The sequence below is a fragment of the Pseudomonas sp. Nvir genome (assembly GCF_963778085.1).
GTDB lineage: Bacteria > Pseudomonadota > Gammaproteobacteria > Pseudomonadales > Pseudomonadaceae > Aquipseudomonas > Aquipseudomonas juntendi.
Genome location: NZ_OY970405.1, coordinates 2,785,338 through 2,810,138, shown reverse-complemented (window position 1 = coordinate 2,810,138; position 24,801 = coordinate 2,785,338). Strand labels below are relative to the sequence as shown.

General features: G+C 63.5%; 28 protein-coding genes. 11 read left to right on the top strand and 17 right to left on the bottom strand.

Translation table 11 applies throughout. From position 1 onward, the window contains the following. Window positions 1-24: 24 nt before the first annotated feature. Together AACG97_RS13550 and AACG97_RS13545 are read right to left on the bottom strand one after the other, a co-directional pair. Window positions 25-249 (bottom strand): metallothionein, encoded by a 225-nt coding sequence (locus AACG97_RS13550; RefSeq protein WP_197885501.1) that lies wholly within the window; start codon window positions 247-249, stop codon window positions 25-27. Then, window positions 246-710, bottom strand: a complete 465-nt coding sequence (locus AACG97_RS13545; RefSeq protein WP_054904694.1) for a hypothetical protein — start codon at window positions 708-710, stop codon at window positions 246-248. The genes AACG97_RS13550 and AACG97_RS13545 overlap by 4 nt, the downstream gene beginning before the upstream one ends. Window positions 711-838: 128 nt before the next feature. Between AACG97_RS13545 and ligD the strand changes: the two genes are divergently transcribed. The 5 genes from ligD to AACG97_RS13520 are packed head-to-tail and all read left to right on the top strand — an operon-like array spanning window position 839 to window position 6,428. Beyond that, the gene (ligD, locus tag AACG97_RS13540) at window positions 839-3,340 is read left to right on the top strand and encodes a DNA ligase D (protein ID WP_197885502.1); all 2,502 of its coding nucleotides are present in this window, start codon (window positions 839-841) and stop codon (window positions 3,338-3,340) included. 25 nt (window positions 3,341-3,365) lie between these two features. Continuing rightward, window positions 3,366-4,409: an acyl-CoA dehydrogenase family protein gene (locus AACG97_RS13535; RefSeq protein ID WP_009686893.1), complete on the top strand. Its 1,044-nt coding sequence runs from the start codon at window positions 3,366-3,368 to the stop codon at window positions 4,407-4,409. Further along, a complete protein-coding gene (locus AACG97_RS13530) occupies window positions 4,406-5,161 on the top strand; it encodes a PIG-L deacetylase family protein (RefSeq protein WP_054881613.1) in 756 nt (251 codons plus the stop codon). Before AACG97_RS13535 ends, AACG97_RS13530 begins: the two co-directional genes overlap by 4 nt. Before the next feature lie 11 nt (window positions 5,162-5,172). Next, a complete protein-coding gene (locus AACG97_RS13525; protein ID WP_047150154.1) occupies window positions 5,173-5,772 on the top strand; it encodes a class I SAM-dependent methyltransferase in 600 nt (199 codons plus the stop codon). After that, window positions 5,769-6,428: a glycosyltransferase gene (locus tag AACG97_RS13520; protein WP_009686896.1), complete on the top strand. Its 660-nt coding sequence runs from the start codon at window positions 5,769-5,771 to the stop codon at window positions 6,426-6,428. Before AACG97_RS13525 ends, AACG97_RS13520 begins: the two co-directional genes overlap by 4 nt. A gap of 23 nt (window positions 6,429-6,451) precedes the next feature. On the opposite strand, the gene ku is transcribed toward AACG97_RS13520, so the two are convergent. From ku to AACG97_RS13475, 9 genes are all read right to left on the bottom strand, one after another. Further along, window positions 6,452-7,273, bottom strand: coding sequence for a non-homologous end joining protein Ku (ku, locus tag AACG97_RS13515; RefSeq protein ID WP_009686897.1), 822 nt, complete (start codon window positions 7,271-7,273; stop codon window positions 6,452-6,454). A gap of 95 nt (window positions 7,274-7,368) precedes the next feature. After that, window positions 7,369-7,956, bottom strand: coding sequence for a 5'-methylthioadenosine/S-adenosylhomocysteine nucleosidase family protein (locus tag AACG97_RS13510; RefSeq protein WP_009686898.1), 588 nt, complete (start codon window positions 7,954-7,956; stop codon window positions 7,369-7,371). A gap of 80 nt (window positions 7,957-8,036) precedes the next feature. Then, the gene (locus AACG97_RS13505) at window positions 8,037-8,990 is read right to left on the bottom strand and encodes a methyltransferase (RefSeq protein ID WP_197885505.1); all 954 of its coding nucleotides are present in this window, start codon (window positions 8,988-8,990) and stop codon (window positions 8,037-8,039) included. Further along, a complete protein-coding gene (locus AACG97_RS13500; RefSeq protein ID WP_197885506.1) occupies window positions 8,990-10,327 on the bottom strand; it encodes an iron-containing redox enzyme family protein in 1,338 nt (445 codons plus the stop codon). Before AACG97_RS13500 ends, AACG97_RS13505 begins: the two co-directional genes overlap by 1 nt. 20 nt (window positions 10,328-10,347) lie before the next feature. Further along, the gene (locus AACG97_RS13495; RefSeq protein WP_197885507.1) at window positions 10,348-10,548 is read right to left on the bottom strand and encodes a hypothetical protein; all 201 of its coding nucleotides are present in this window, start codon (window positions 10,546-10,548) and stop codon (window positions 10,348-10,350) included. Between the two features lie 58 nt (window positions 10,549-10,606). Next, the gene (locus AACG97_RS13490) at window positions 10,607-10,783 is read right to left on the bottom strand and encodes a general stress protein (RefSeq protein ID WP_009686902.1); all 177 of its coding nucleotides are present in this window, start codon (window positions 10,781-10,783) and stop codon (window positions 10,607-10,609) included. A 147-nt stretch (window positions 10,784-10,930) separates the two neighbouring features. After that, entirely contained in the window at window positions 10,931-12,214 is a 1,284-nt protein-coding gene (locus tag AACG97_RS13485) for an NTP/NDP exchange transporter (protein WP_197885508.1), read from the bottom strand. Between the two features lie 4 nt (window positions 12,215-12,218). Then, the gene (locus tag AACG97_RS13480) at window positions 12,219-13,127 is read right to left on the bottom strand and encodes an aldo/keto reductase (protein WP_115294094.1); all 909 of its coding nucleotides are present in this window, start codon (window positions 13,125-13,127) and stop codon (window positions 12,219-12,221) included. A gap of 84 nt (window positions 13,128-13,211) precedes the next feature. Then, window positions 13,212-14,078 (bottom strand): Dyp-type peroxidase, encoded by an 867-nt coding sequence (locus tag AACG97_RS13475; RefSeq protein ID WP_047150156.1) that lies wholly within the window; start codon window positions 14,076-14,078, stop codon window positions 13,212-13,214. 183 nt (window positions 14,079-14,261) lie between these two features. Here AACG97_RS13475 and AACG97_RS13470 point away from each other — a divergent pair, with 183 nt between their 5' ends. Further along, window positions 14,262-15,155, top strand: coding sequence for a bile acid:sodium symporter family protein (locus AACG97_RS13470; protein ID WP_197885509.1), 894 nt, complete (start codon window positions 14,262-14,264; stop codon window positions 15,153-15,155). An 11-nt stretch (window positions 15,156-15,166) separates the two neighbouring features. Here the strand turns inward: AACG97_RS13470 and AACG97_RS13465 are convergent, their stop codons facing one another. Then, entirely contained in the window at window positions 15,167-15,634 is a 468-nt protein-coding gene (locus AACG97_RS13465; RefSeq protein ID WP_029886201.1) for a sterol desaturase family protein, read from the bottom strand. A 395-nt stretch (window positions 15,635-16,029) separates the two neighbouring features. On the opposite strand from AACG97_RS13465, the gene AACG97_RS13460 reads away from it, so the two are divergent. The 3 genes from AACG97_RS13460 (at window position 16,030) to AACG97_RS13450 (ending at window position 17,617) form a co-directional block, all read left to right on the top strand. Next, window positions 16,030-16,743, top strand: coding sequence for an MgtC/SapB family protein (locus tag AACG97_RS13460; protein ID WP_009686909.1), 714 nt, complete (start codon window positions 16,030-16,032; stop codon window positions 16,741-16,743). 107 nt (window positions 16,744-16,850) lie between these two features. Then, on the top strand, window positions 16,851-17,351 hold the full coding sequence (locus AACG97_RS13455; protein WP_232555128.1) for a DUF4142 domain-containing protein: 501 nt from the start codon (window positions 16,851-16,853) through the stop codon (window positions 17,349-17,351). Window positions 17,352-17,365: 14 nt separating this feature from the next. Further along, window positions 17,366-17,617: a hypothetical protein gene (locus tag AACG97_RS13450; protein WP_009686911.1), complete on the top strand. Its 252-nt coding sequence runs from the start codon at window positions 17,366-17,368 to the stop codon at window positions 17,615-17,617. 98 nt (window positions 17,618-17,715) lie between these two features. Here the strand turns inward: AACG97_RS13450 and AACG97_RS13445 are convergent, their stop codons facing one another. Continuing rightward, the gene (locus AACG97_RS13445) at window positions 17,716-17,877 is read right to left on the bottom strand and encodes a DUF6021 family protein (protein WP_167524213.1); all 162 of its coding nucleotides are present in this window, start codon (window positions 17,875-17,877) and stop codon (window positions 17,716-17,718) included. Window positions 17,878-17,932: 55 nt separating this feature from the next. Next, a complete protein-coding gene (locus AACG97_RS13440; RefSeq protein ID WP_197885511.1) occupies window positions 17,933-18,919 on the bottom strand; it encodes a DNA-binding protein in 987 nt (328 codons plus the stop codon). Window positions 18,920-19,170: 251 nt separating this feature from the next. On the opposite strand from AACG97_RS13440, the gene AACG97_RS13435 reads away from it, so the two are divergent. Further along, on the top strand, window positions 19,171-19,779 hold the full coding sequence (locus tag AACG97_RS13435) for a helix-turn-helix transcriptional regulator (protein WP_009686914.1): 609 nt from the start codon (window positions 19,171-19,173) through the stop codon (window positions 19,777-19,779). 117 nt (window positions 19,780-19,896) lie between these two features. Next, on the top strand, window positions 19,897-20,898 hold the full coding sequence (locus AACG97_RS13430; RefSeq protein WP_009686915.1) for a threonine/serine dehydratase: 1,002 nt from the start codon (window positions 19,897-19,899) through the stop codon (window positions 20,896-20,898). Window positions 20,899-20,946: 48 nt separating this feature from the next. Here AACG97_RS13430 and codA read toward each other — a convergent pair whose 3' ends face one another. Genes codA through codB form a run of 3 tightly spaced genes read right to left on the bottom strand, consistent with a single transcriptional unit; the run spans window position 20,947 to window position 24,666 of the window. Then, window positions 20,947-22,185 carry a cytosine deaminase gene (gene codA, locus AACG97_RS13425; protein WP_232555129.1) on the bottom strand — a complete coding sequence of 413 codons (1,239 nt, stop codon included), beginning with the start codon at window positions 22,183-22,185 and terminating at the stop codon, window positions 20,947-20,949. Between the two features lie 4 nt (window positions 22,186-22,189). Then, entirely contained in the window at window positions 22,190-23,407 is a 1,218-nt protein-coding gene (locus tag AACG97_RS13420; RefSeq protein ID WP_009686917.1) for a PucR family transcriptional regulator, read from the bottom strand. Continuing rightward, window positions 23,404-24,666 (bottom strand): cytosine permease, encoded by a 1,263-nt coding sequence (codB, locus tag AACG97_RS13415; RefSeq protein ID WP_144188202.1) that lies wholly within the window; start codon window positions 24,664-24,666, stop codon window positions 23,404-23,406. Before codB ends, AACG97_RS13420 begins: the two co-directional genes overlap by 4 nt. Between the last annotated feature and the right edge of the window lie 135 nt (window positions 24,667-24,801).

Genomic DNA, 24,801 nt, shown 5'->3' with positions numbered 1-24,801 from the left:
TGGTGCCGCGCCAACAAGGCGAGCTCAAGGGGAAATCGGGTCGCTCGCCGGGAAGGTCTCATCCAGCGCATTGTCTACGGCATTTTCGTCCGGTTTTTCGCTGCAATGGCAGGCTTGCATCCTGCAGCCCTCGCCATGGCTATGGCCGTTGGCGCAGGCCTCACAGCAATAGGCCTTGCCGTCACGCTGCAAGGCATTGGCATCCACGGTGCAGGAACAGTCGGTACAGGCACAACATTGCTGGTTCATGATCTGCTCTCCTCGTCATCGATCACATCATCGGTCCAGGGTTTCCCGTCAAGCGGTGCGGAACGTGCCAGTTCGGCTTCATCCAGCCCAAAGCCGCCACCGATTTCGTCGGCATCCACTTCGCGCAGGTCCATATCAGCCGGGCCGTCGCCGCCGCCGGGCTCGTGCGGGTCACGGGCGCCGGTTTCATCCAGCAGCGTATCCGGGCTCAGGTCGTCGTAGGTGACGTTGTCTTCATGCAGGCTGTCGCTCAGCGCTTCGCCACCCGTCATGCCGCTTTCGGCAACACGCTCTGGTGGGAATTCGCGCTCGATCTCGCTCGCCGGGCGCTCGTCCCCTACCCGCCCCTGGCGTTCGTCCAGGCGCTCATCGAAGTCCAGTTCGTGCACGCTGCCCATGCGGTCCTCGGTGTCGTCGATCTCGGTTGGGGTGTAGGGCTTAGGATCTTCTGTTCGGGCCATGTACGTTCTCCGTCAGTTGGCTGCATTCGGTCGACTGCATCCGGTGGCCGAAGATTCAGAGTTTTTTGAACTCCCTGCCTGCCCGGCGCCTCCCACCTCTACAGAGTGCGATTTGCCCGGAGCCGGACATGGCCAAGCCCCTGCAGGAATACGCGCGCAAGCGCGACTTCAACGCAACGCCCGAGCCCAGTGGCAAACGCAGCCGTGGCAAAAAAGCCCATGCGCTGCAGTTCTGCATTCAGAAACACGACGCCAGCCACCTGCATTACGATTTCCGCCTGGAGTTGGGCGGTACGTTGAAGAGCTGGGCGATCCCCAAAGGCCCCTCGCTGGACCCGAAGGTGCGCCGCTTGGCCGTGCACGTCGAGGACCACCCGCTGGACTATGCCGATTTCGAGGGCCATATCCCTGAAGGCCACTACGGGGCTGGCGATGTCATCGTCTGGGATCGCGGCATCTGGGAGCCGGAGGGCGACGCCCATGAGGGCTATGCCAAGGGCAAGCTCAAGTTTCGTTTGCAAGGCGAAAAACTGTCGGGGGTGTGGCACCTGTTCCGCACCCACCTGGCGGGCAAGAAAGAACAATGGATGCTGGTCAAATCCCACGATGCCCAGGCCCGTAGCGAAGCCGAGTACAGCATCGTCGACGCGCAGCCCGACAGCGTGCTCAGTGACCGCACCCTGATCCCCCGCAAGCCGGCAGCCAAGCAAGCCGCCGCCAAGCCGCGGGCTACCCGCAAGCGCCCCGGTAAGGTTCGCCAAGCCGCATTGCCGAACCAGTTGCAGCCACAGCTGGCCACCTTGGTGGACACGCCGCCCCAGGGCGACTGGCGCTATGAGGTCAAGTTCGATGGCTATCGCATCCTGGCTCGTATCGACGGCGACGATGTGCGGCTATTTACCCGCAACGGCCATGACTGGAGCAGCAAGATGCCCCGCCAGCTTGCGGCACTGCGCGCGCTGGGGATCGATTCGGCCTGGCTGGATGGCGAAATGGTAGTGGCTGACGAAAATGGCGCAGCGGACTTCCAGGCGTTACAGAACGCCTTCGACACCGAGCAGGACGAGCACATCACTTACTACGTATTCGACCTGCCCTTTCTGGGTGGCCAGGACCTGCGTCACGCACCGCTACAGGATCGCCGCGAAACGCTGAAAACCCTCCTCGATCACGACGCGTCAGACGTACTCAAATATTCCGCCGACTTCGACGAACCGGTCGACGCCCTGCTGGCCAGCGCCTGCCGCCTGGAACTCGAAGGGCTGATCGGTAAACGTGCAGACAGCCCCTACAGCGGCCGCCGCAGCGGGGACTGGATCAAGCTCAAATGCAAGCGCCGCCAGGAGTTCGTGCTGGTTGGCTACACCGACCCCAAAGGCAGCCGCAGCGGCTTCGGGGCCCTGCTGCTGGCCCTGCACGACCCGGACAATGGCGAGCTGCGCTATGCCGGCAAGGTCGGTACCGGCTTCACGGCTGCCACCCTGGCCAGCATCCATACGCGCCTGCAGCCACTGGAAATTGCCAAGCCCGCCGTGACCCGCCCGCCCAGCGGCGCAGAAGCCCGCGGTGTGCACTGGCTGAAGCCGCAGCTGCTGGCTGAAGTGGCGTATGCCCAGATGACCCGGGACGGCATTGTGCGCCATTCGGTCTTCCATGGCCTGCGCGATGACAAGCCCGCCACCGCCATCGACCTGGAACGCCCCATGTCCACCAACACAACGCCCCGCCGCAAACGCGGCAAAGCAGCGCCGCTTTCAGAGGACCTGCACCTTACCCACCCTGACCGGGTGATCGACGCTACCACGGGCGTGACCAAGCGCGATGTGGCCGAGTATTACGCCGCCGTCAGCCAGTGGTTGCTACCCCAGATCCAGCACCGCCCGGTGGCATTGGTGCGCGCACCCGATGGCCTGGCCGGTGAGCTTTTCTTCCAGAAGAACGCCAGCCAGCTGCACCTGCCCAATGTGCTCGAATACGACAAGGCCCAGGCCGGCCAGGCGGCCATGGTCATCAACCGCGCCGATACCCTGCTGGGCGCGGTGCGGATGAACATGCTCGAGCTGCACAGCTGGAATGCCACTGACAAGGACTTCGACAAGCCCGACCGCTTCGTGCTCGACCTCGACCCTGACCCCGCGCTGCCCTGGAAGGCCATGCTGGAAGCCACTCAACTCACCCTCACCCTGCTCGACGAGCTTGGCCTGAAAGTGTTCATCAAGACCAGCGGCGGCAAGGGCATACACCTGGTGGTACCGCTGACCCGCCGCGCGGGTTGGGACGAGGTCAAAGCCTTCAGCCATGCCATCGTCGAGTACCTGGCCAAGCTGTTTCCGGACCGCCTCAGCGCTGTTTCAGGGCCCAAGAACCGCATCGGGCGCATCTTCATCGACTATCTGCGCAACGCCAGGGGGGCAACAACCGCGTGTGCCTATTCCCTGCGTGCACGGGAAGGCATGCCGGTGTCGGTGCCCATCTGGCGTGAGGAACTGACCGCGCTCAAAGCCGCCAACCAATGGAACATCGCCAACCTGCCCGCGCGCCTGGCAGAGGTCGACGACCCGTGGGCGGACCTGGGCAGGGTCCGCCAGTCTATTACGGCGCGCATGCGCAAACAGCTGGGGCTTGCCTAGTGGCCACGCATCAGGAGACCCGCCCATGAGCATCGTCCAGGACTTCAACCTGACCCATTTCGACCGCCTACTGCGTACATTTGGTGATCGTCAACAGCCCCTCAACCTCGACACTCAGTTGCCTCAGCTGATGCAGGCGCTGCAGGCCGACCACCTGGACCTGCTGCCGTTGCCAGGCCAGGGCAATACCTTGCGCCGTTGGCAGACGTTGGCCCGCGTGGCGGGTTGCGACCTGGCCCTGGCCAAGCTGTATGAAGGGCACACCGATGCTTTGGCGATTCTGGCGGAGTGCGCAGCTGCACATCACGTGGCAGAGGGCATTTGGGGCGTGTGGGCCGCCGAGCCACCTGATGCCCGCGCGGTCATAACCTCCCGCGACGGCGACAGGGTACGTTTGCAAGGCACCAAAGCCTGGTGTTCCGGGGCGTTGCAGATCGACCGGGCATTGCTCACGGCCTGGGATGAGCAGGGTCAGCAGCAGTTGGTCGCCATCGAACTGTCGCAGCCTGACCAGGGGCTGAACATCGAGCATTGGCAAGCCGTGGGCATGGCTACCACGGCCAGCGTCGAGGTTACCTTCGACAACACCCCGGCAACGCTGATCGGCAAACCTGGCCAGTACCTGGCGCGCCCTGGTTTCTGGCACGGCGGCGGCGGTATCGCCGCGTGCTGGTATGGTGCGGCCGAGGCCCTGGCCGACTACCTGCGCGAGTATTGCCGCAAGCCGCGGCCCGACCCGCATGCCGATGCCCACCTCGGGGCGGTGGACGCCGCTTTGTATGGTGCGCGTGCGGCGCTGCGTGAATGCGCCGCCTGGATCGACCGGCAGCCGGGTGCAGATGCCAGTTTTGAAGTGCGGCGCACCCGCGCCCAGGTCGAGCAGGCCGTGGACCAGGTCATCAGCCATGTCGGGCGGGCCTTGGGTGCCACACCGTTCTGCCGCAACAGCCACTTCGCCCGTTTGAGCGCCGATTTGCCGGTGTATCTGCGCCAGAGCCACGCGGAGCGTGACCTGGCAGCGCTGGGCCAACAGCTGGCGCAGGTGCCGGCAGGAGCGTGGCAGCTATGAGTGAGAACTTGATCCAGGCCAGCAGCGGCACCCCTTGGGCCGACTGGCAGCAGGCCGCCCACCTCGCCCGGGCCACATGGCTCGACCCCGCCCGGCTCTGCCCGCCTGGGCGCCGCCTGGTGATGATTGCGCCCCACCCGGATGATGAAATCCTCATGGCAGGCGGCCTGCTGAGCAGCTTCAAAGGCCGTGAAGCCGACCTGGTGCTGATTTCCGCAACCGATGGTGAAGGCAGCCACCCTGGCTCAACCCAGTGGAGCGAGCATCGCCTGCGTCGCCAACGCCCCCAGGAAAGTCGCCTGGCATTGCAGCAGCTTGACCTGGACCCGAACCGCGTGGACTGGCGCCGGCTCAACCTCAAGGACGGCCAATTGCCGCGAGAGGAAGCGTTCCTCGTCAGCCATCTGACTCAATTGTTGCGCCCGGACGACCTGTTGATGGCTACCTGGCGCAATGACGGTCATTGCGACCACGAGGCCGTCGGGCGCGCCGCCGCCCACGCGGCATTGGCGCGGCAAGTGCAACTGGCCGAGGTCCCGGTCTGGGCCTGGCACTGGGCGCAACCCGACGACCCTCGCCTGCCCTGGCCCCGTGCCCACCGCCTGCAGCTGGATGAAGCCCGGTTGGCGCGCAAGCGCAAGGCCCTCGCCGCCCATGCCAGCCAGTTGCAGGCAGACGGTGAGCGGCCGCCGGTGCTACCGGCAAACCTGCTGGATTGCCTGCTGCAACCTTTCGAACTGGTGTTCCTTTGACTGGAGTTGTCATGAGCCTCGACCCACAGTATTTCGCCGACTTGTATGCGACCAATGAAGACCCGTGGGCTTTTCGCACCCGTTGGTACGAGAAGCGCAAGCGCGAGCTGGTCATGGCCAGCCTGCCCCGTCAATGCTACCAGCGGGTATTCGAACCAGCCTGCGCCAATGGCGAGCTAAGCGCACTGCTGGCCGAACGCAGCGGGGAACTGCTATGCCAGGACCTCGATCCCACCGCCGTGGGGCTGGCCCGCGAACGCTTGGCTCAAATGCACAATGCGTCTGTGGAACTTGCGCGGCTCCCGGCAGACTGGCCTGGTGGGCGCTTCGACCTGATCGTGCTGAGCGAGGTGGGCTACTACCTGGACCCCACCGACTGGCTGCAAGTAATCGAACAAGCGGTCGCCAGCCTGTCTTACGACGGCGGCCTGCTGGCATGCCACTGGAAGCACCCCATTGTCGGTTGCCCGCAGGATGGGCGTGAAGTGCATCGCATGCTGGCCCGCCACCTGCCCCTCTACAAGCAGTTCCAGCATGATGAAGCGGACTTCGTGCTCGAGTACTGGTCAGCCCAGCCCAGTGTGGTCGACCTAGACGAGACTTGCCCATGATCGCCGTCGTGATTCCGGCCCATAACGAAGCCCGCCGCCTCGGCCGTTGCCTGCGTGCGGTGCTGATCGCCGCCGTGCAGGCACAGCAGGCTGGCCATCGGGTCGAGGTGCTGGTCGTGCTCGACCGCTGCAGCGATGGCAGCGCCGCCGTGGCGCGGCGTTTTGGTGTGCAGGTGCTGGAGGTGGAGGCTGGCAGTGTGGGCATGGCCCGGCGGGTGGGCGCGGCGCACATGGTCGACCGTGGTGCGCGGTGGCTGGCCTGTACCGATGCCGACAGCCGGGTACCGGGGCACTGGTTGTTGTCGCAGCTGGCCTGCAGTGCCGAGGTTGTCTGTGGCACGGTACACGTCGAATACTGGCAGCCGTGGCAGACGGCAGCCCTGCGCCAGCTCTACCAAAGCCGTTACGAGCAGCGCGAGGGGCACCGGCACATTCATGGCGCCAACCTGGGCGTGTGCGCCGACGCCTATGCGCGAGTCGGCGGCTTCCAGCCCTTGGCCGCCCATGAAGACGTGCAACTGGTCAGCGACCTGCAAGCCAGTGGCGCGCAGATCGTCTGGACGGCCAGGCACAGCGTGGCCACCAGCAGCCGCCGCGACAGCCGCGCCCGGGAAGGCTTTGGCGATTACCTGGCGGGTCTGCAGGCTCTGGTTTGATCGAAGCGCTTGCGGGGCTTCGCTCAGGAGGCCTTGCGCGGCTTCTTCGCCGGCTTCTTGCCGCCGAGGCTGCGTTTCAGCAGCTCGGTAAGGTCGAGGATATCAGCACCTTTCTCGGCGCTGGCGGCCTTGCCTTTCTCGACTGTAGCGATCTTGCCTTTGCTGGCCTTTTCTTCCACCAGGTCCAGAATGGTCTGGCGGAAGGCGTCATGGTAGTCCTCGGGCTTCCACGGCCCGCTCATGTCTTCGACCAGGCGCTTGGCCATGTCCAGTTCACGCTTGTCGACCTTGGTATCGGTCACACTGCTGTCCAGCTCCAGGGTCTCCAGCCCGCGCACCTCCTCGGGCCAGCGCAAAGTGATCATCACCAGCGCGTCATCCAGAGGGCGCAGCAGCGCCAGGTGCTGGCGGGTGTGCAGCACCACCGTGGCCAGCGCCACCTTGCCGGTTTTTTCCAGCGTCTCGCGCAGCAATGCATAGACTTTGCCGCCGCGCCGGTCGGGGGTGAGGTAATACGGGGTATCGAAGTGCTGCAGGGGTATTTCGCCAGCTTCGACAAAGGAGAAGATATCGATCGTCTGGGTGGCTTCAGGGCGAGCCTTGCGGATCTCCTCCTCGCTGATCACCACATAGCGGCCCTTTTCATACTCCACGCCTTTGACGATGTTGTCCTTGTCGATTTCCTTGCCGGTGACCTTGTTCACCCGCTTGTAGCCCACAGGCTCCATGCTGCGCTTGTCCAACCAGTCGAAGTCCACCCGTTCGGTGCGCACCGCAGTGTTGAGGGCCACGGGGATATGCACGAGCCCGAAGCTGATAGCGCCTTTCCAGATTGCCCGAGCCATGACACTGCTCCAAAGTTGGCTGCCGATACCAACAGTGACTGCACCGGGTGGCGAAGGTTTAATGGCATTGCCCCACGGCCACCAATGGCCGGCAATCAGACCGCGTTGAACAGCACACGCTTGAACGCTTCGGCCGCCAGGTGAACCTGTACGGCCCAATCACCGGCAGCCTCGCTGCCCGCGTCATCGGAGATGTACTTCAGGCACACAAACGGAATACCTTCGCTGCGGGCGATCAAGGCCAGCACATAGGCTTCCATGTCGACCACGTCGTAAGGCGCATCGCTGTGGTTGGTTTCGAAGCTGTCGCCACTGCCGCAGGTTTCCAGCGCCAGGCCGGGTATGGCCGCACCGTGTTCGAGTAGCACCGGGGTATTCGCCAGTGGCGTCTCGTAACGGGCGAAACCCAACGGCGTCACGTCCATGTCGCGCTGCACGAAACGGTTGCAGCACACGACAACGCCTTTACCGTGGCGCTGGCTGCCAGCAGAACCCAGGTTGACGATCAGCCTGGGGCGGCGCACAGCGATAGCCTTGGTCAGGGCGATAGCGGCATTGACCTTGCCGATACCGGTGAACACGGTGTTCATTTCGCGGAACACCTCGCCCGCTTCGGCTTCAAGGGCGAAAACGAACAAAGTGTCATCCAGGGAGATATCGGGGAATTGCGTGGTCAGCATCATGGTGCGGGTGGTCCGTGTGGCGGCAAGGGGCGCGCCATTGTCGGGCAACCCCGGCCAATTGCAAGTACGCCGTGACACTTCTACAGGCGGGTAACCGTCAGGGCTACGGCGGCTATCCGCTCCACGGCTTCATAACCCGGCTCAGCCAGTTGCTCCCCGAACACATCAGGGTCGATTTCCCGATACACCCAAGAGCACGTGGGGCCGGCCAGACGCAGGCGAACAGCCTCGAGCAAGGGATCATGGCCGTCCACAATCGCCACACCGGTATACAACAGCAACGAGCCGCCCGGGGTCAGCCGCTCACGAGCCTGCTCGACAATCCGCAACGACAACGCGGCCCCCAGGGCGCCACCGCCATGCCGGTAGGTCCGCTCGCCCACATCGAGCATGTAGGGCGGGTTGGCAACGATCAGGTCGAAGTTGCCGGGCACATCGTCCAGCAGGTCACTGTGCTTCACCGAAATATTGCTGACGCCAGCCAACGCTGCATTCACGGCGGTGTAGCGCAGGGCAAGCGGGTTGATATCCACCGCAGAAACCTGCGCATGGTGCGCCGCCCGCGCGATCAGCAAGGCGCCAATGCCGGTTCCACAGCCAATGTCTACGGCATGCTCAACCCGGTTGGGGGTGTGTCGCAGGTGGTCATGGATGACCTGGGCGAAGCGGTAGCTGTCTGGGCCGAAGAACACCGCGTCCGCGGCCTCGGTCGGGTAGGCAGAATGCACCAGTAACAGGTCATCCAGGGTGGACCAGCGCACCGCGCTGCGAAACGACTGTTGAGGTGCCGCAGTCAAGCCCTCCGCGCGCTGCAGCAGGGCCATTAGATCCGCGGTTACCAGCCCGGGGCTGAACGCCTGACTCCAGCCGAACACATCGCGCAGGGTGCGTGCCTGCTCGCCGGCGCAGCGGGCCATGACGCGAGCGTGTGTGGCCGGTGTCACGCAGGTGAAACGGTAACCTGCGGCACGCAGGCGCTGGCCCAATTCCACCAACGCATCGTCACTGGCAAGTACTTGCGGGTCCGGCACCATCAGCGCGCTTGCTCCTGGATCATCCCCGTGGCCTGCAGATAGGCGCGGGTCGCCTGCAGCCCGTCAGGCGTCGCGTGACGATTACCAGCCATGCGTTCGATGAGCGCTTCAATATCGTGATCGTGCGCGTCGACATTCACAGCGGCACCTTCCGGGGATGCCGGCAACTGCCAGCTTCCGGGGAGCAGGCGACGAATGCGCGACTGCCAACCTGCTGCGATCCAGTCGTGCCACAACTGCTTTTCATAGGCGGTGAACACACCGTACATAGGTGCTGACGGCCCATCCACGAGTGCCCACCAGCGGCTTTGCGCGGGTTCTTCACCGCGGCGAATCCAGCCCTGCGCCTGCAGCGCCTGCAGAAAGTGCGGCATTGCGCCAGGTTCCGCCAGCCATTGGTTGATGGTGCGCCCCTGCAGCCGGCACCGGTCTGAATGCATGAACTGGCCAAACTGGCGCTTCTGTTCCAAGGCCTGCACCAATTCCGCTTCCAGGTCGAAAAGGCTGACCAGGGTGGGTGTGTCCACGCCAAGGTCATTCAGGCGGTAGCCGTGCCGTACTCGCTGGTAGAACCCGGAGGGGTCACTGCGCGGGCTGAGTTTGCGCAAGGCCTGGATTGACAGGTGGGCGTGACCGCTGGCGGCGTTGTCGATCGTGACATGCAATTGGAAATACTGGCCGTCGATGCCCAATTCGGCGAGTTCATAGGTGGTAATCAGCAAATGCAGCGGTGGTTGTTCGTAGCCGAGGTTGTAACCGATCAGCTCAGGGAGGAAGTCCTCACCGTAGCGGCCCAGTGCCAGCTGCAGTGCCCCCTGCAAATAGCGTTCGTCTTCAAGGTGCAACGGTTCCTGGCAACCCAGGCGGCTCATCAGCCGCTGATAGATCGCCACATGGTTGCAGCGCACATCACCGCTGCCCAATTCTTCCAGGTAGGTCCGGATCAACCCGTGGTAGCGCGGGTCTGCCCAATGCCGCAACGTACTGTGCAACCACGCACCATCCACCGCCTTGGTCGGTGCCACCTGTTGCAGGAACCATAGCGCTTGCGCGCGCGTAGCAAAATAGCGGCGTGGCCCACCTTGCTGGCGTTGTGCCAAGTAGGCGGCAAAACCTAGAGCTACTTGCCCGGCGTGGTGCGCGCTCCAGGCTTCAAGCTCCACGGGGTCGGCTGGCAGGTCATCCGGCAAGTGCCTGGCACGCTCCAGTTGCTCATTCAACCATTGCGCGCCAGCGTTATCAGTGCCTGCCAGCAAGGCTTCGTAACGCTGTTGCAGGCTGGTTGTGGCCAGTGAGGCCGGAACTGTCGCGGCGGTCTTGCGTGTCATGACCGTCATGCCGTTTTCCTCATGCGCGTTCATTGGCTGGGTTTCTGACCTGGCATCGGTTCAGGATCTGGCGCAGGTTGGGGGGCGGGCTTGTCACTGGGTTGTTGCATTTGCAGGGACGGCTTGGTGGTGTCGGCGTTGTCTTTGCCGGGGTGGCCATTGTCTCGGTCGAAACAGCCGCCAACCAGCAACAGGGCGCCCGACAGGGCCGCCACAGGTAACCATTGCATAACGACCTCCAGGGCTACTCGATGGCAGTGCCGGTTCCCCGGCACTGCAGGGCCTCGTTTACGAGCGGCCGCCTTTGCGGCCCGATTCACTGGTTTGGCCGCCGCTGGAATGCTGCCCACCCTTGCGGCCTGCCTCGGAGGCTTTTTCGCGGTCATTGGCGAAGTTGCCCGAGTTCTTGTTACCGCCCTGGCTGCCTTGTTGGTTGCCGGTACGGCTATTGTCTTTAGTGGCCATGGTCTGAAACCTCATATGATTTCGGGATGCACGGCTTCAGCGCCGTACATGAATTCGGAGTACAGGCTCGGGTCGGGATTCGTTTCAATTGGCAGGCTTCGGACCGGTGGCATTAAATAAGCGGCAAGTGCTTATTTGGCGCACCTTTCAGTCGCGCGGCGGGTTATCCATATGGGCCTGACGGCGGCCAAGCCAACCGCCGGTGGCCGCCCAGGCCACGGCCAGTACCGCCCCAATCAGCATGGCCAGTTGCGGGTGTTCGCCCATCACGTCCAGGGCACGCTTGAGCCAGCCACTGAGGGCGTCGCCACCCCGGTACACCACGGTGTCGATGAAGTTCTTGGCCTTGTACTTGTCCTCGGCCGGCAACACGGTGAACAGCATCTCGCGCCCCGGTCGTACCAGCGCATACTCCCCTGCACGGCGCACCACCATGACCATTACGAACACCGCGAACACCGGGGCCAGCGCCAGCCACAAGAAGCCCACTGCCATCACCAGCGGCACGGCCATCAGCAATATGCCTACCCCCAGGCGACGTGCCAGCCGCCCGGTGAGGAAGACTTGCGTGAGGATGGCCAAGGCTTGCACAACGCTGTCGATCAAGCCGAACACCTGGGTTTGCCGGGTGGGGTCGGTGAAAGTCTGGCTGACGATGCGCGCCTGCTCGAAGTACAGGAAGGTACTGACACTTGCCAGTAACACCACGAACAGCGCAATGCCCAACAGATAAGGCGAGCGCAGTACCGCAGTGGCACCGGCCAGTGGGTTGCCGCCCAGCGGCCTTGCTGCACCACGCTCGGCATACGCTGGCAACGGATGGCGCTGTCGCCAGCGCTGCAGAAACAGGCTTGCCCCAATGCTGCCGAGCAGGAATACCGCCGCCAGCAGCAGCAACCCGGCATGGCCCAGCGGCGCCACCAGTAGCGTGCCCAGGATCGGCCCGCTGAGGCCACCCAGGCTGGCCCCGGCGGCCAACAGGCCGAACAGGCGCTTGCCTTGGGCCGTAGAAAACAGGTCGGCGAGCACGCTCCAGGCCAGCGAGATGGTCAGCAGGTTGAACACCGAAAGCCAGATGTAGAACGCCCTCGCCGCCCACAGGTTGTCTGGTGTGCGGGTAAACAACACAGCGAACAGCAGCAGGTTGCTGACAAAAAAACCATAGGTACAAGGCAGGATGAACCGGCGTTGCACGCCACTGGCCAGCCAGCCGAACACCGGCAGGCATGCCAGGCTGGCGATGAAGGTTCCGGTGAACAACCACTGCAGGTTGTCAACGCCACCGGCAACGCCCATGGTTTCGCGCACAGGGCGCAGCATGAAGTAACCGGTAAACAGGCAATAGAACAGCAGCAGGCCGGCGATAACCGCCGGGCCTTCGCCGGGCTGTATGTTCAGCCCTTGATCCAGGCGCCGCCGCCAGGCATTCATACGCTCAGGTGAATTGCCTGATCAGCGCCTGTTGCTGCGCCTGGGTAAGCAGTGGGCCCTGGCCAGCCTTCAGCTGGTCGAGCTGGCGATCTGGCCGACCGGTGGCGGGAATTACCGTCGTCACCGCCGGGTGGCTGATGGCGAACTTGAGAAACAGCTGCGCCCAGCTGCCGATGCCCGCTTCAGCGGCCCAGCCGGGCAACGGCTGGTCTTTGACGCGGGTGAACAGGCGCCCATCGTCGAACGCGCGGTTGATCAGCACCGCCACACCCCGCTCCTGGCACAACGGCAGCAATTCACGGGCCGCCTGGGGGGCACTGACCGAGTAGTTGATCTGGATGAAATCCAGCGCCTCGCTGCGCACCAGCTCGGCGACCTCGGCGTGGCCACTGTTCAGGTAATGGGTGATCCCGACATAGCGGGTTTTGCCCTGCTGCTTGAGTTCGCGCGCGTAGGGCAGTTGGGTTCGCCAGTCACGCAGGTTGTGCACCTGCAACAGGTCGACCTTGTCGGTACGCAGCCGCTTCAGGCTGTCAGCCCATTGCGCTTGGGCTTCTGCGCGGCTGTCGGCGGCAATCTTGGTGGCAATGAAGCAGCGTGAATGCCAACCCCCCTCCTCCAGCAATTGGCCAAGAATGCTGTCGGCGCCACCGTAATTGGGCGAGGTGTCGATCACCCGCCCGCCACCGTCGAAAAAGGCCTTGAGCACTGCCCGCAGTTGCTGGTAGGCAGCCGAACCGGCTTCAACCTCGAAACTGCCCGAAGTCCCGGCGCCAATGACCGGCAGCGCTTCACCGCTGGACGGTACGGCGCGGGTCAACATGCCTGCCGGCGTGGCCGCGTGCAACCAAGGGGCGCTGGCCAATAGGCCTAACGTAGCACCCACGCGTAGGACATCACGACGTGCATACATGGAAAAGCTCCCGTCATGCCAGGGAAACTTCCAAGGCTAGTCGCTCTACCCGGCGCGCGTGGGCGTTTCTGTGTCCGGATGTTTTTACCTGGCCTGCAGCAGCGGGCTCAGGTCGACACCGGTGGCGCTGATTGGCGGGCACCAGTAGTAGCCGCCGCTCAGGGGCCGGCTGAAGCGGTACAGGCCGTCAATGATGCCGTCCTCCAGGCCACTCATGCGCCGCAGTTGCACTTCGAAGGCATCGAAGCTGCGGCCCAGGGCAACGAAGGCCAGGCCGGCGCCGCGCTGATCGGCCCAGGATACCGAGCGGCGCACCATGAAGGCCTCGGGCTCGAAGCTTTCCTGGGCAGTACGCTTGACGTGTGCCGACTCGGGCGCGTCGTCGAGTTCTTCGTTGTCACTGAGGCGGCGGCCCATGATGTTGTCCTGGTCGGCCTGGGGCAGCGACTTGAAGTACGCCAGGTCGTGCTTCCACAGCTGAAACGCAGCAAAGCTGGAACCATCGGCAGCGATCGCTGCCTGCACCGCATCCTCGTCCACCGGGTTCTCAGTGCCGTCTTCGTAGCCGGTCAGGTCCAGCCCACCCCGGTGCAGGAAACCGTCAACGCTGTCGGCCAGGCGCAGGGCCGGCGCCAACGCCTGCTCCAGTGCCTGGGCCCGCAGCAGCAGGTCGCCCCGCTCATTGCCACGCAGCCACAGCCACAACGCATGCTGGGTGCTGGGGTTCTCTACCGCCGCATCCAGCAGCGGGAAAGGACGCAGGCCAGGTACTTCACGCCCCAGGGCTTTGGCCATGGGCGCGCCTACGCCCAGAATCACCTGCACGCCATCGACCTGCGGTAGCAAGGCATCGAGGGCGGCAGGCAACGCCTCGGGCGATTGCAGGGTGAAGAACAGGTGGCGGGCGTGGGCCGGCACCGGGGTGGCAAGCAGACCTTGCTGGAACGGCATGACAGGCTAATCCTCGAAAAAGGCGGCATGCTACTGCGCCTGCGGGCTTGCTGCAACGCGACATACAGCGCCGATGAGGGATGTCTCTGGTAACAAATGGTTACCAAGAGCTGGCTCTTTGCAATTACCTATCCACCCCGGCCCACCTAGACTGCTTCGGATCCTTCGCCCGAGAGATTACCGATGACCGCCTCGCCCCTGCTCACCGCCGTTCTGCCCCTGGCCCTGGGCATCATCATGCTGGGCCTTGGCCTGTCGTTGACCTTGGCCGACTTCGCACGGGTAGTGAAATACCCCAAGCCCGTGGTGGTGGGCCTGGCCTGCCAGATTCTGCTGTTACCGCTGGTGTGCTTCCTGATCGCCAACGGTTTTGGCCTGGAGTCGGCGCTGGCGGTGGGGTTGATGTTGCTGGCCGCTTCGCCGGGCGGCACCACGGCGAACCTGTTCAGCCACCTGGCACATGGCGATGTGGCGTTGAATATCACCCTCACAGCGGTCAACTCATTGATCGCGATTCTCACCATGCCGCTGCTGGTCAACCTGTCGTTGAGCTGGTTCATGGCGTCGGACCAGGCCATACCGCTGCAGTTCGCCAAAATCATGCAGGTGTTCGCCATTGTTCTGCTGCCGGTGGCGCTGGGTATGCTGATTCGCCGCATTGCCCCAGGGTTTGCCGCGCGCATGCAAAAGCCGATGAAGCTGGTGGCGGCATTGTTTTTGGCATTCACCATTGTTCTGGCGCTGGCCAAGGACTGGCAGACGGTGGTCGAGTACGCACCGGTCGTGGGCCTGGCGGCGCTGCTGTTCAACATCTTGAGCCTGGCGGTGGGCTACTGGGTACCGCGCCTGCTCAACATCCCCAAGCGCCAGGCCATCGCCATCGGCATGGAAATCGGCATACACAACGGCACGTTGGCCATTGCCCTGGCCCTGAGCCCGTCGCTGCTGAATAACCCGACCATGGCAGTGCCGGCAGCGCTGTACAGCCTGATCATGTTCTTCACCGCCGCCGGTTTCGGCTGGTGGGTGAGCCGAGGGCACGCCGTGGCGCAGCCTGAAGGCGGCACCGCCGGGTAACGGCCAGGCAGTCAGCGCCGGTAGCGCTTTCCCCGCAGTTGCTGTTTCAACACCTTCAACGGCGGCGCGTAGAAGAAACCGAACGACACCCCTCCGGTGCGCCCCTTCACTGCATGGTGCAGCCGGTGCGCCCGGTACAGGCGTTTGAGGTAGCGGTTGACCGGCCGTGGCCGGCGCGGCCAGTGCCGATGAAAGAAACCATCATGGGCCAGTACATACAGTACGCCATAGCCCGCCACGCCACCGCCCACCCACTGCAGCGGCGCATGGCCGCCCTTGCCCAGGGCGATCAGGGCGGCGGCTATCAGCGCCAACGCCAGCAGGTAGAGGTCATTGGTTTCGAGCATGCCTAGCTGTGGCTCATGGTGCGAGCGGTGCAAGCACCAGCCCCAGCCATGCATGATGTACTTGTGGGCCAGCGTGCCTACGCCCTCCATGGCCACCAGGGTGCCGAACAGCACGGTCAGATTGAGCAGCATGGAACGGTCCGGGTGATCGCATAGGGTGGCGCAAGGTTACCGGCTGATGGTTTTTTTTTCCATGTGGCAGGCGCTGCCGCAGGGCATGTGCCGATTAAGCCATTGTCATCTTTGCACCCTTGACCGGCTTTGCCGCGGGGCGTATGGTCCGCGGCGCAATTTAGCCATCCCAACAGGAGACCCGCTTTGGACAGTAGCCCCAGTCGCTTGCGACAGGCCCACGTGGCGCGCTAGCTCGGCAGTGTCCTGCACTGTCTGGCCAGCCTGGCAAGACGGTGGTTTCTTGTAACCCCGCTTCACCTCCCTCCCCCCGTGGTCCTGCGCATCTTTCTGGTTTTTCAACCGCGCCCAGTGAAGGCGCTCATGCGGGCGTGTGCCCGTGGAAGAGGTGAGCTATGGATTGGAATGTTTTTCTGCTGCGCGTCAGTGTCGCGCTGCTGCTAGGGGCGCTGATCGGCGCCGAACGCCAGTTGCGCCAGCGCCTGACCGGGCTGCGCACCAATGCACTGGTCAGTACCGGGGCCTGCCTGTTCGTGCTGATGACCCAGGCAGTGCCCGGCATGGCCGCTGCCGATGCCTCACGCGTTGCCGCTTATGTGGTCTCGGGCATTGGTTTTCTCGGCGGCGGGGTGATCATGCGCGATGGCTTCAATGTGCGCGGCCTGAATACCGCCGCCACCCTGTGGTGCACGGCAGCGGTCGGTGTCTTGTGCAGCCTGGGGCTGTTGCTGGAGGCCGCGCTGGGTAGCCTGGTGGTGCTGTGCGCGAATATCCTGCTGCGCGACATCGCCCAACGCCTTGACCGCCAGGGCGTGGTGCCCGCCAGCGAGCACGAACAGCATTTCGAAGTGCGCATCGTCTGCCGCGCCGAGGACGAGATCCAGGTGCGCAGCCTGATGCTGCACAGCCTGGCCGAGCCGCAGCTACGCCTGCAGTCGCTGCAAAGTGCCGACCTGGACAACCCGGCCAGGCTTGAGGTGCGTGCAGAGCTGTTGGGCACCGCCCAAGCACCGGCGCAGTTGGAGCGCCTGGTCAGCCGGGTCAGCCTGGAAAAGGGCGTGAGTTCAGTGCGTTGGCAACTTCAGCAACAGGTGCTGGCCGTGGATTGAGCGCCACCGGGTTCGCTGCCGGTGATGAAAAAGATTAAACCTTTGCCCTGCCCCGCCCCTCAACCGTACGCGACACTGAAGTCGCGCCAAGGTTTAAGGAGTGAAGCATGAGCAGTCTTTTCATCAAGCGTGTCGGGTTATCGATGGTGCTGGGTCTGGTATCGGCCCACACGCTGGCAGCCAGCTCCAATGATTTCGTCGATGCAGCGGTCGAGTCCGGCATCGCCGAAGTGGTTACCGGCAACCTGGCCCAGGAAAAAAGCCAGAACGCAGAGATCAAGACTTTCGCCCAGCAAATGGTCACCGACCATACCCAGGCCAATCAGAAGCTCGGCGACATCGCCCGTAAACATGATATTTCGGTACCCGACGACGCGGCGATGACCGACAAGGTCAAGAAGATGATCCTGGAATGGCGTGACGAGTCGTTCGACAAGTCTTACCTCAACAACCAGGTCGATGCGCACGAGAAAGCGGTCGAGCTGTTCAAGAAAGAAGCTGCGTCCTCCGACAAGGCTGAGCTGAAGGCCTTCGCCAGCGAAACCCTGCCCAAGCTGGAACAGCACCTGGAGCACGCCAAGGCACTACAGGCCAAACACGCTAAGTGAACGTGAGGTTCGACATGAGTAACGATGCACTGAAAAGCGAAGTACTCACCCGTCTTCTGCATGCTCACCCACAGGGGCTGGGCAAGGAAGTGCTGGACAACTATCGTGGCGAGAAGGCCGTTGCAGGCATGCTCAAGACCCTGCAGGACGACGGCCTGATTCATGATGGCAGCGTGGTGGTCAGCAGTGACCAACAAATCAGCGTCCAGTATCCCATCAAGCTGTCGGCGGCCGGTGTGGACGCCGCCAGGCGGGCCGAGGGCTAAGCGCTGGCAAACCGGGGATTTGCGCCGCCAGGCCTCACAGCCCGGGCAAATCCCTCGGTAAACCCGCCAGCCCATTTCGCTCAGCTGGCGGGCATTCCCTATTTCTTCTCCACATCCCTGGGTGGTTTGGCGGGGCCCTGCGGGTCAACCTGCGGATCGTCGAGGTCCGGCGAATCCGGGTCGAAACCCAGGTCACTCTGCTTGTCCGCCTGCTCCGACGAGTGCGGCCCCTGTTTGTGCGGTGGTTGTTTATCAGGCATGGCGCTATCTCCTTGAGGTGTTTAGGGAAGAAAGCGCTGCCACGAAAAAGTTTGATTAACCTGCTGCTTCGGCCACCCGCGCCCGGCACTGCGCCAACGCCTCGTCACGCTCGTGCAGTTGTTCCTCGAAGTGTTTCAGCTGCCGTGCTTGCTCGGTACACAGCTCGCGCCGCTGTTCCAGGCTCTGTGCCTGGGTCTCCAGTTGCCGGCGCATTTCCTCGCTGGCGCCCTGCGCCTGCGCCAGGATCGTGCGCAAACCCTGTATCTGCGCATCACGTTGCTCCAGCAATTCCCCCTGCGCCCGGCATTCGCTGGCCACTTGGCGGTGCTCACCGAGCAAGCGCTCGTTATCGCGGTGCAGGCGGGTCAGTTCGTCCTGCTTGACGATCATGCCCTGCTGCAATTGGCGCACTTCCACCTGCAACTGCTGCAATTGCGCCTCGTGCCGGCGTTGTTCCTGCTCGCGCTGCTCACGGCTGGCGCTGCGGTAATGCTCAAGGGCGTCGCGGGCATGGCGGTGCTTGTCTTCCAGTGACTGGATCTGCTCGTCCTTGTCTGCCAGGCGCAGCTGCAGTTCGCCCAGCGACTGGTTGAGGCTCGCACTGCGTAGCTGTTCGGCCTGCAACGTGCTTTGCGTGGACAGCAGCCGCTCGGACTCGGCGGCCAGTGCTGCGGCATCGATCTGGTGCTGCTGACGCGCTGCGGCCAGGGCTTGCTGGGCGCTTTCGAGCTGCGCCTCCAGCTGTTCACGCTGCTGGGTAAACGTGCTTTCGGCCTGCTCGATGGTCAGATCGGCCTCGTCCTGCAACTGGGTCGCCAATTGCCCAACCATGCGGGCCAGCACCTCACTCAATGCAACGCCACCTTCCGCGGCAACCGGCTGCTGGCCGTTCAGCTCCTTGAGGTAGCGGTGAATGGTGGTCTTCGAGCCGGTATTGCCCAGTTCGATACGAATGGCATCGATGCTGGGGTTTTCGCCCCGGGCTATCAGCGCCTGGCGTGCCTGCTGCACCACCACCTTGTTTATGCCGCCCCGGGCCATGAGAGCTCCTAAGATTTCGTACTGTGTTATGTAGCATGTAATTACGTACTGATTATGCCAATCATGGCCTTGCTCAGTAAAGGTTTTCTCACATGGAATAATCACGGCTTATCGCATGTGAGGGGTGAATTTGTGCGTTTGGTAGTGCTGGCAGCGGTACGAGACTCTGCAACCACCCGCCTTGTGTCCCAGGCGCTTTGCCGCCACCATGAACGTCCGGTTCCTGCCCCTGCGAAAAGCACCCGAAACAAATGACCCTGGATAACTACAAGGCAATTGCCGACAGCATCGCCCTGTTGCTGTACCCGCACGCGGAAGTCATCGTCCACGACCTGCGCAGCCAGACGGTGGTGCACATCGCCAACAACTTCTCCCAACGCGCCTTGGGTGACGACTCGGCGATCGATCATGAACTGGGCGACTTGCTCCAGGGCACGAACCTTGGCCCTTACGAGAAACTCAACTGGAACGGCCAGAAGGTCCGTTCGATCAGCACCGTGTTGCGCAATGCCCAGGGCGAAGCCGAGCACCTGATGTGCATCAACCTGAACGTGTCGGTACTGGAGCAGGCCCGTGTTGCGCTGGATGCGTTTTTCCAGATGAGCCGTATGGTGCCGCAACCGGACGCGTTGTTCCGCAATGACTGGCAGGAACGCATCAACACCTTCCTGCATGGCTGGCTGCAGGCGCGCAACCTGTCACTGCAAACGTTGCGCATGAAGGACAAGCGCAGCCTGGTGCAGGCGCTGCATGCCGAGGGCGCGTTTCAAGGCCGCAGTGGCGTGGACTATGTGGCCAACGTACTGAGCATGGGGCGCGCGACCGTGTACAAGTACCTGAAAGAGCTCAAGGCCCTTTAAACCCACTATCGCTGGCTTGCCGGGATGAGCACGGCGACGCATGTGCACGCCTGCTTGTGTCGACTAGAATAAACGTCTACGGTAGACGTATATTCCATATCTATGCAGGTTTACAGCATGGCAGCCACTCCCGCTCTTGCGCCCATTATCGATGCCACCCAGTTGGATGGGCTTTTTCGGTCCATAAAGGATGCCCATGCGGCACTGCGCCCTGCCGTCAGTGTGACGCCGCTGACCCGCAGCGCCCGCCTCTCGGAGCAGACCGGTTGCGATGTGCTGCTTAAATGCGAACACCTGCAGCACACCGGTTCGTTCAAGTTTCGCGGCGCCAGCAACAAGATCCGCCTGCTGCCAACCGAACAGCGGGCTGCCGGGGTGATCGCCGCGTCTTCGGGCAACCACGGACAGGCCTTGGCAATGGCCGGCAACGCGGCTGGGGTGCCGGTGACGGTGTACAGCGCCGCTTCAGCGTCGGCCTACAAGCTGGCAGCGATGCGTGCCTTGGGCGCCGAAGTCATCTGCCTGCCCAGCGACCCGTTGGGTGCAGAACTGGAGGCCGCCAGGCAAGCGCGGCTACAGGGTGTGCCGTTCGTGTCGCCGTACAACGACCTGCAGGTCATCGCAGGCCAAGGCACCCTCGCAATGGAGTTGTTCGAGCAGGCACCCGACCTGGACGCGGTATTCGTCGCGGTGGGCGGCGGCGGGCTGATTGCCGGTATCGGCGCCGCCCTGCGCGTGCTCAAGCCGGGCACCGAGATCATTGGTTGCTGGCCCGAAAATGATCCCGCACTGGCGCGCTCGCTACAGGCGGGTGAGATCATCGAAGTGGAGGCGCGCGAAACCCTTTCCGACGGCACCGCCGGTGGCATCGAGCCAGGTGCTGTCAGCTTCCCGCTGTGCCAGGCACTGGTCACCGGGACGGTGCTGGTCAGCGAGGACGAAATCCGTGCAGCCATGCGCGACATCGCCCGCCACGAGCGGTGGATCATCGAAGGCGCTGCGGCAGTTGCCGTCGCCGGCATGCAGAAACTGGCCAGGCAGTACCAAGGCAAGCGGGTTGCGGTGGTCCTGTGTGGCCGCAACATTGTCCTGGACAAGTTCCTCGAAGCGGTCGGTTGACAGCTGACGCCAGGGCCCGGCATAGCGCCGGGCCCCAACCTCAACCGCTCAGAGCAGGCGCTGCACCTGGGCTGGCGTGCGCTGCATCAGCACCTTGCCATGGCGCACCGAGACCAGCGCATGCCCCTGGCTGCGCACCATCTCGTAGTCATCGGGTGCCGACAGCAGCAACAGGTTGGCTGGGCGCCCCACCTCGATGCCATAGTGCTCCCCAAGGTTCAGGGTGCGGGCGCTGTTGTCCGTGATCAGGTCCAGGCAACGCTGCAAGTCTTCGTAGCCGAGCATGTGGCAGATGTGCAGCCCGGCCTCGAGAATGCGCAGGATGTTGCCGTTGCCCAGCGGGTACCACGGGTCCACGATGGAGTCCTGGCCAAAGCACACGTTCATGCCGGCGCGGTCGATTTCGGCTACCCGGGTAACCCCACGGCGCTTGGGGTAGTTGTCGAACCGCCCTTGCAAGTGGATGCTTTCGGTTGGGCAGGACACGAAGTTGATGCCCGACAGCTTCAACAGGCGGAACAGCTTGTAGCAGTAAGCGTTGTCATACGAACCCATCGCCACGGTATGGCTGGCGGTGACCCGGGCGCCCATGCCACGCACCCGGGCTTCCTCGGCCAGAACTTCAAGAAAACGTGACTGCGGGTCGTCGGTTTCGTCGCAGTGCACGTCTACCAGGCAGCCGCTGCGCTCGACCAGGTCCATCAGGAATTTTATCGACGACACGCCCTGGTCGCGGGTGTTCTCGAAATGCGGAATGCCCCCCACCACGTCGGCACCAATGGCCACCGCTTCGGTCATCAATGCCCTGCCGTTGGCATACGACTCGATGCCTTCCTGCGGAAACGCGACGATTTGCAGGTCGATCAGCCCGCGGACTTCGTCGCGTACCTCGACCATGGCCTTGAGCGCGGTAAGCGTCGGGTCGGTGACATCGACATGCGTGCGCACATGCTGGATACCGTGGTCCACCAGCATGCCAATGGTTTTCTTCGCGCGGGCCTTGATGTCATCGTGGGTGGTGAACTGCTTGCGCTCGGCCCAGCACTCGATGCCCTCGAACAGCGTACCGCTCATGTTCCACCTCGGCTCACCGGCCGTCAGCGTGGCGTCAAGGTGGATGTGCGGCTCGACAAAGGGCGCTACCACCAGGTTCTGTGCAGCGTCCAGGTCGCCGGGCGCCTGCGCCACCACGTTTGCCTGCGGCACGATTGCGCTGATGCGCTCGCCAGCAAGTTCAATGCGGAACAAGCCGGGTTTGCCGCGCAGCCGGGCGTTGATGATGTTCATGCGGTTACTCCTTGCCGTGGGCTTCGCTCATGCGCCATACCAACATGGCGACCGAAGCATTCATGCGAAAAAGCGGGTCGTCGATCGACTGCCCGCTCAGTTGTTCGATGCGCTGTATGCGCTGATTGACAGTGTTACGGTGCAGGCCCAGGCGCTGGGCGGCTTTGAGGCTGTTGCCATTTTCCATGAGCAAGGCGTCGAGGGTGTGGACCAATGCAGTGGCTTGCTTACGCCCTGGTACCAGCAGCGGGCCAAGGGTACGGCTGACGAAATCGTCGATCAGCGAGCGGTCGACGATGCCCTGTAGCAAGCGCAGCACGCCTAGCTCACTGAAATTGCAGTAACCACTGGCCGGGCGCAGGTGCCGGGCCACATCCAGTGCCTGGCGCGCTTCATTCAAGGCCTGGCGGTAGTGTGCACAGTCTTCGGCAAGGCTGGAAAGCCCCATGTACAGGCTCAACTCGCCGGCCACCCCTTGCAATTGCCGGTACAACCCGGCCAATCGTTCCGGCAGGTCTTGGGTGTCGGCCAGCAACACCACGAACAGGTCACCGGGCAGGTGCGCCGTGACGCTGCCCGGCTGCTGCCGGCACCAGGCTTGCAGTTGGTCCTCCAGGGCCTGGCGGGTGTGCTGCCAGCGCCGCTCGCCGAGCGTCAGCCCCAACCGCTGGAACAGCTCATCGACCCCGGCCAGGCGCAAGGCCAGCAGCCGGCGCGGCTCATCCAGCGCCAATTGCAGGTGCGCAGCGCGCTGCCGGGCAATCGCCAGGCTTGGGTAATCGCCACTGAGCAGTTGGCCGAGGATGTCGTTGCGCGAGCGGCGAACCTGGGTCATCTGCACCAGCGCAGTACCGATCAAGTGGGTGACCACCACCATTTTCAGGGCGTAAGGCTGTTCGATCAGTGGCAAACCCAGCTGCTCGGCACGGGCAATCACTGCAGGCGCAATGTGCTGGATGAAACTGCCGCCGGTGAGGATTACCAGCCCGGCAATGCCGACGGCGTCGCCGTCTTCGACCAGCGCAAGCAGGTTGGCCTCACCCCGTGGGTGGTTGATGCCGGTGACGAACACCAGCTCGCCGCCCATCACCCATTCGGCGATACCTTCGTTTTCTGCCACATAAGGCCAGCGTACCCGCCGTTGCAGGTTGCGCGCCCCGGCGCGCACGCTCATCTCGTGCAGGCCGGGCAGCTGCAGGATTTCTTCCAGCGCCAGGCTCACGGTTCGACGCCCGCCTGGGCCGCTGCGCGGCGCCCGCCCAGCTCGAGCACGACGATGTAGCACAGCGCCGAGGCGCCGATACCCACCAGCGGTGCCACCCACGGCGAAGCGTAGGCCAGTACGGCGCCAACGGCGTAGGCCAACAGCCCGACCAGGTTGTAACGCGGCAGCGTTGCAGTGCCCAGCGCCGGGTATTTACCACGGTGGCGGTACCAGAAATCGGCCATGATCACGCCACCCACCGGCGGAATGATCGAACCCAGCAGCACCAGGAACGGGATCAGCATCTCGTACATGCCACCCATGGCCAGCACGATACCCACAGCGGCCGCCAACAGGGTCGCCGTGCGCCGCCGTTCGCTGCGCAGCAGGTGGCACGCGGCAGCCGAAACGTTGTAGATGGTCGGCCCCTGGATGGTCCACAGGTTCAGGCACAGCATGACCACTGCGGCAAAGGACAAGCCCTGCAGCATCATCACTTCGACGATATCGGCCTGCTGGTAGACCATGGCGCACCAGGCGCCTGCCACCACCATCAGGCCGTTGCCCAGCAGGAACGCGACCACACTGGCGCTCACCGCTACCCGCCCGCTGCGCGACAGGCGTGTCCAGTTGGTCGCCTGGGTAGCGCCGCTGGCAAAGGTACCGAACACCATGGTCACTGCCGCCGAAAACGTCATGGTCTCATGCGGTACTACCGCCGCCAGGCCGGCGAACCCGCCGGCATCGCGGGTGGCAATGTACATCGACACCAACAGCAGCACGAACATCAGTGGCACCGAAACCCGGGCCAGCACATCCAGCCCCTTGAAACCGAGGATGGCGGTGATGCTGAAGCCCAGGCCGAACAGCACCATCAACGGCAGGCTGAAACCCTCTGCCAGGCCAAGCAGCTTGACCAGCACGATCGCCACCGTGGCGGTGCCCCAGGCGTACCAGCCCAGTTCGGCGAAGCCCAGCAGGAAGTCGGACAGCCGGCTGCCTGCCTCCCCGAAACAGAAACGCCCCATCAACACCGTGTTCAGGCCGCTACGCGAGGCGATGAAGGCCAACGCGGCGGCATACAGCGCAAGCAAGCTGTTACCGAGGGTGGCGACCCATAGCATGTCGGCGAAACTGAACGCCATGCCCAGTTTGCCGCCGGCAAACATGGTGCCGGTGAAGAAGGTGAAACTGAACAAGACCATGGTGATCGGCAGCAGGCCCTTGCGGGCTGATGGCGGCGCTTCGCTGAGTGGAAATTCGCTGGGTGAGCTCATTGCACGGGGCTCCAGGTTGTAGTTGGGAGCAGCTGGAGCAAGATGCGGGCCGCTTTTTGCGGCCGTCAAACAGCGAAAAAAACCGGGCATGCAGCCCATTGGTGCATGTGCACAGTGACCAGTAAAGCCGGGTTT

Coding starts and splice junctions, on each gene's coding strand:
- AACG97_RS13550 (WP_197885501.1), bottom strand. CDS start 249: ATGAACCAGCAATGTTGTGCCTGTACCGACTGTTCCTGCACCGTGGAT.
- AACG97_RS13490 (WP_009686902.1), bottom strand. CDS start 10,783: ATGGCCACTAAAGACAATAGCCGTACCGGCAACCAACAAGGCAGCCAG.
- AACG97_RS13505 (WP_197885505.1), bottom strand. CDS start 8,990: ATGGTGCCGGACCCGCAAGTACTTGCCAGTGACGATGCGTTGGTGGAA.
- AACG97_RS13475 (WP_047150156.1), bottom strand. CDS start 14,078: ATGCCGTTCCAGCAAGGTCTGCTTGCCACCCCGGTGCCGGCCCACGCC.
- AACG97_RS13435 (WP_009686914.1), top strand. CDS start 19,171: ATGACCCTGGATAACTACAAGGCAATTGCCGACAGCATCGCCCTGTTG.
- AACG97_RS13520 (WP_009686896.1), top strand. CDS start 5,769: ATGATCGCCGTCGTGATTCCGGCCCATAACGAAGCCCGCCGCCTCGGC.
- AACG97_RS13465 (WP_029886201.1), bottom strand. CDS start 15,634: ATGCTGCTCAATCTGACCGTGCTGTTCGGCACCCTGGTGGCCATGGAG.
- AACG97_RS13455 (WP_232555128.1), top strand. CDS start 16,851: ATGAGCAGTCTTTTCATCAAGCGTGTCGGGTTATCGATGGTGCTGGGT.
- codA (WP_232555129.1), bottom strand. CDS start 22,185: ATGAACATCATCAACGCCCGGCTGCGCGGCAAACCCGGCTTGTTCCGC.
- AACG97_RS13485 (WP_197885508.1), bottom strand. CDS start 12,214: ATGAATGCCTGGCGGCGGCGCCTGGATCAAGGGCTGAACATACAGCCC.
- codB (WP_144188202.1), bottom strand. CDS start 24,666: ATGAGCTCACCCAGCGAATTTCCACTCAGCGAAGCGCCGCCATCAGCC.
- ku (WP_009686897.1), bottom strand. CDS start 7,273: ATGGCTCGGGCAATCTGGAAAGGCGCTATCAGCTTCGGGCTCGTGCAT.
- AACG97_RS13545 (WP_054904694.1), bottom strand. CDS start 710: ATGGCCCGAACAGAAGATCCTAAGCCCTACACCCCAACCGAGATCGAC.
- AACG97_RS13470 (WP_197885509.1), top strand. CDS start 14,262: ATGACCGCCTCGCCCCTGCTCACCGCCGTTCTGCCCCTGGCCCTGGGC.
- AACG97_RS13430 (WP_009686915.1), top strand. CDS start 19,897: ATGGCAGCCACTCCCGCTCTTGCGCCCATTATCGATGCCACCCAGTTG.
- AACG97_RS13445 (WP_167524213.1), bottom strand. CDS start 17,877: ATGCCTGATAAACAACCACCGCACAAACAGGGGCCGCACTCGTCGGAG.
- AACG97_RS13450 (WP_009686911.1), top strand. CDS start 17,366: ATGAGTAACGATGCACTGAAAAGCGAAGTACTCACCCGTCTTCTGCAT.
- AACG97_RS13460 (WP_009686909.1), top strand. CDS start 16,030: ATGGATTGGAATGTTTTTCTGCTGCGCGTCAGTGTCGCGCTGCTGCTA.
- AACG97_RS13495 (WP_197885507.1), bottom strand. CDS start 10,548: ATGCAATGGTTACCTGTGGCGGCCCTGTCGGGCGCCCTGTTGCTGGTT.
- AACG97_RS13535 (WP_009686893.1), top strand. CDS start 3,366: ATGAGCATCGTCCAGGACTTCAACCTGACCCATTTCGACCGCCTACTG.
- AACG97_RS13525 (WP_047150154.1), top strand. CDS start 5,173: ATGAGCCTCGACCCACAGTATTTCGCCGACTTGTATGCGACCAATGAA.
- ligD (WP_197885502.1), top strand. CDS start 839: ATGGCCAAGCCCCTGCAGGAATACGCGCGCAAGCGCGACTTCAACGCA.
- AACG97_RS13500 (WP_197885506.1), bottom strand. CDS start 10,327: ATGACGGTCATGACACGCAAGACCGCCGCGACAGTTCCGGCCTCACTG.
- AACG97_RS13530 (WP_054881613.1), top strand. CDS start 4,406: ATGAGTGAGAACTTGATCCAGGCCAGCAGCGGCACCCCTTGGGCCGAC.
- AACG97_RS13480 (WP_115294094.1), bottom strand. CDS start 13,127: ATGTATGCACGTCGTGATGTCCTACGCGTGGGTGCTACGTTAGGCCTA.
- AACG97_RS13510 (WP_009686898.1), bottom strand. CDS start 7,956: ATGATGCTGACCACGCAATTCCCCGATATCTCCCTGGATGACACTTTG.
- AACG97_RS13440 (WP_197885511.1), bottom strand. CDS start 18,919: ATGGCCCGGGGCGGCATAAACAAGGTGGTGGTGCAGCAGGCACGCCAG.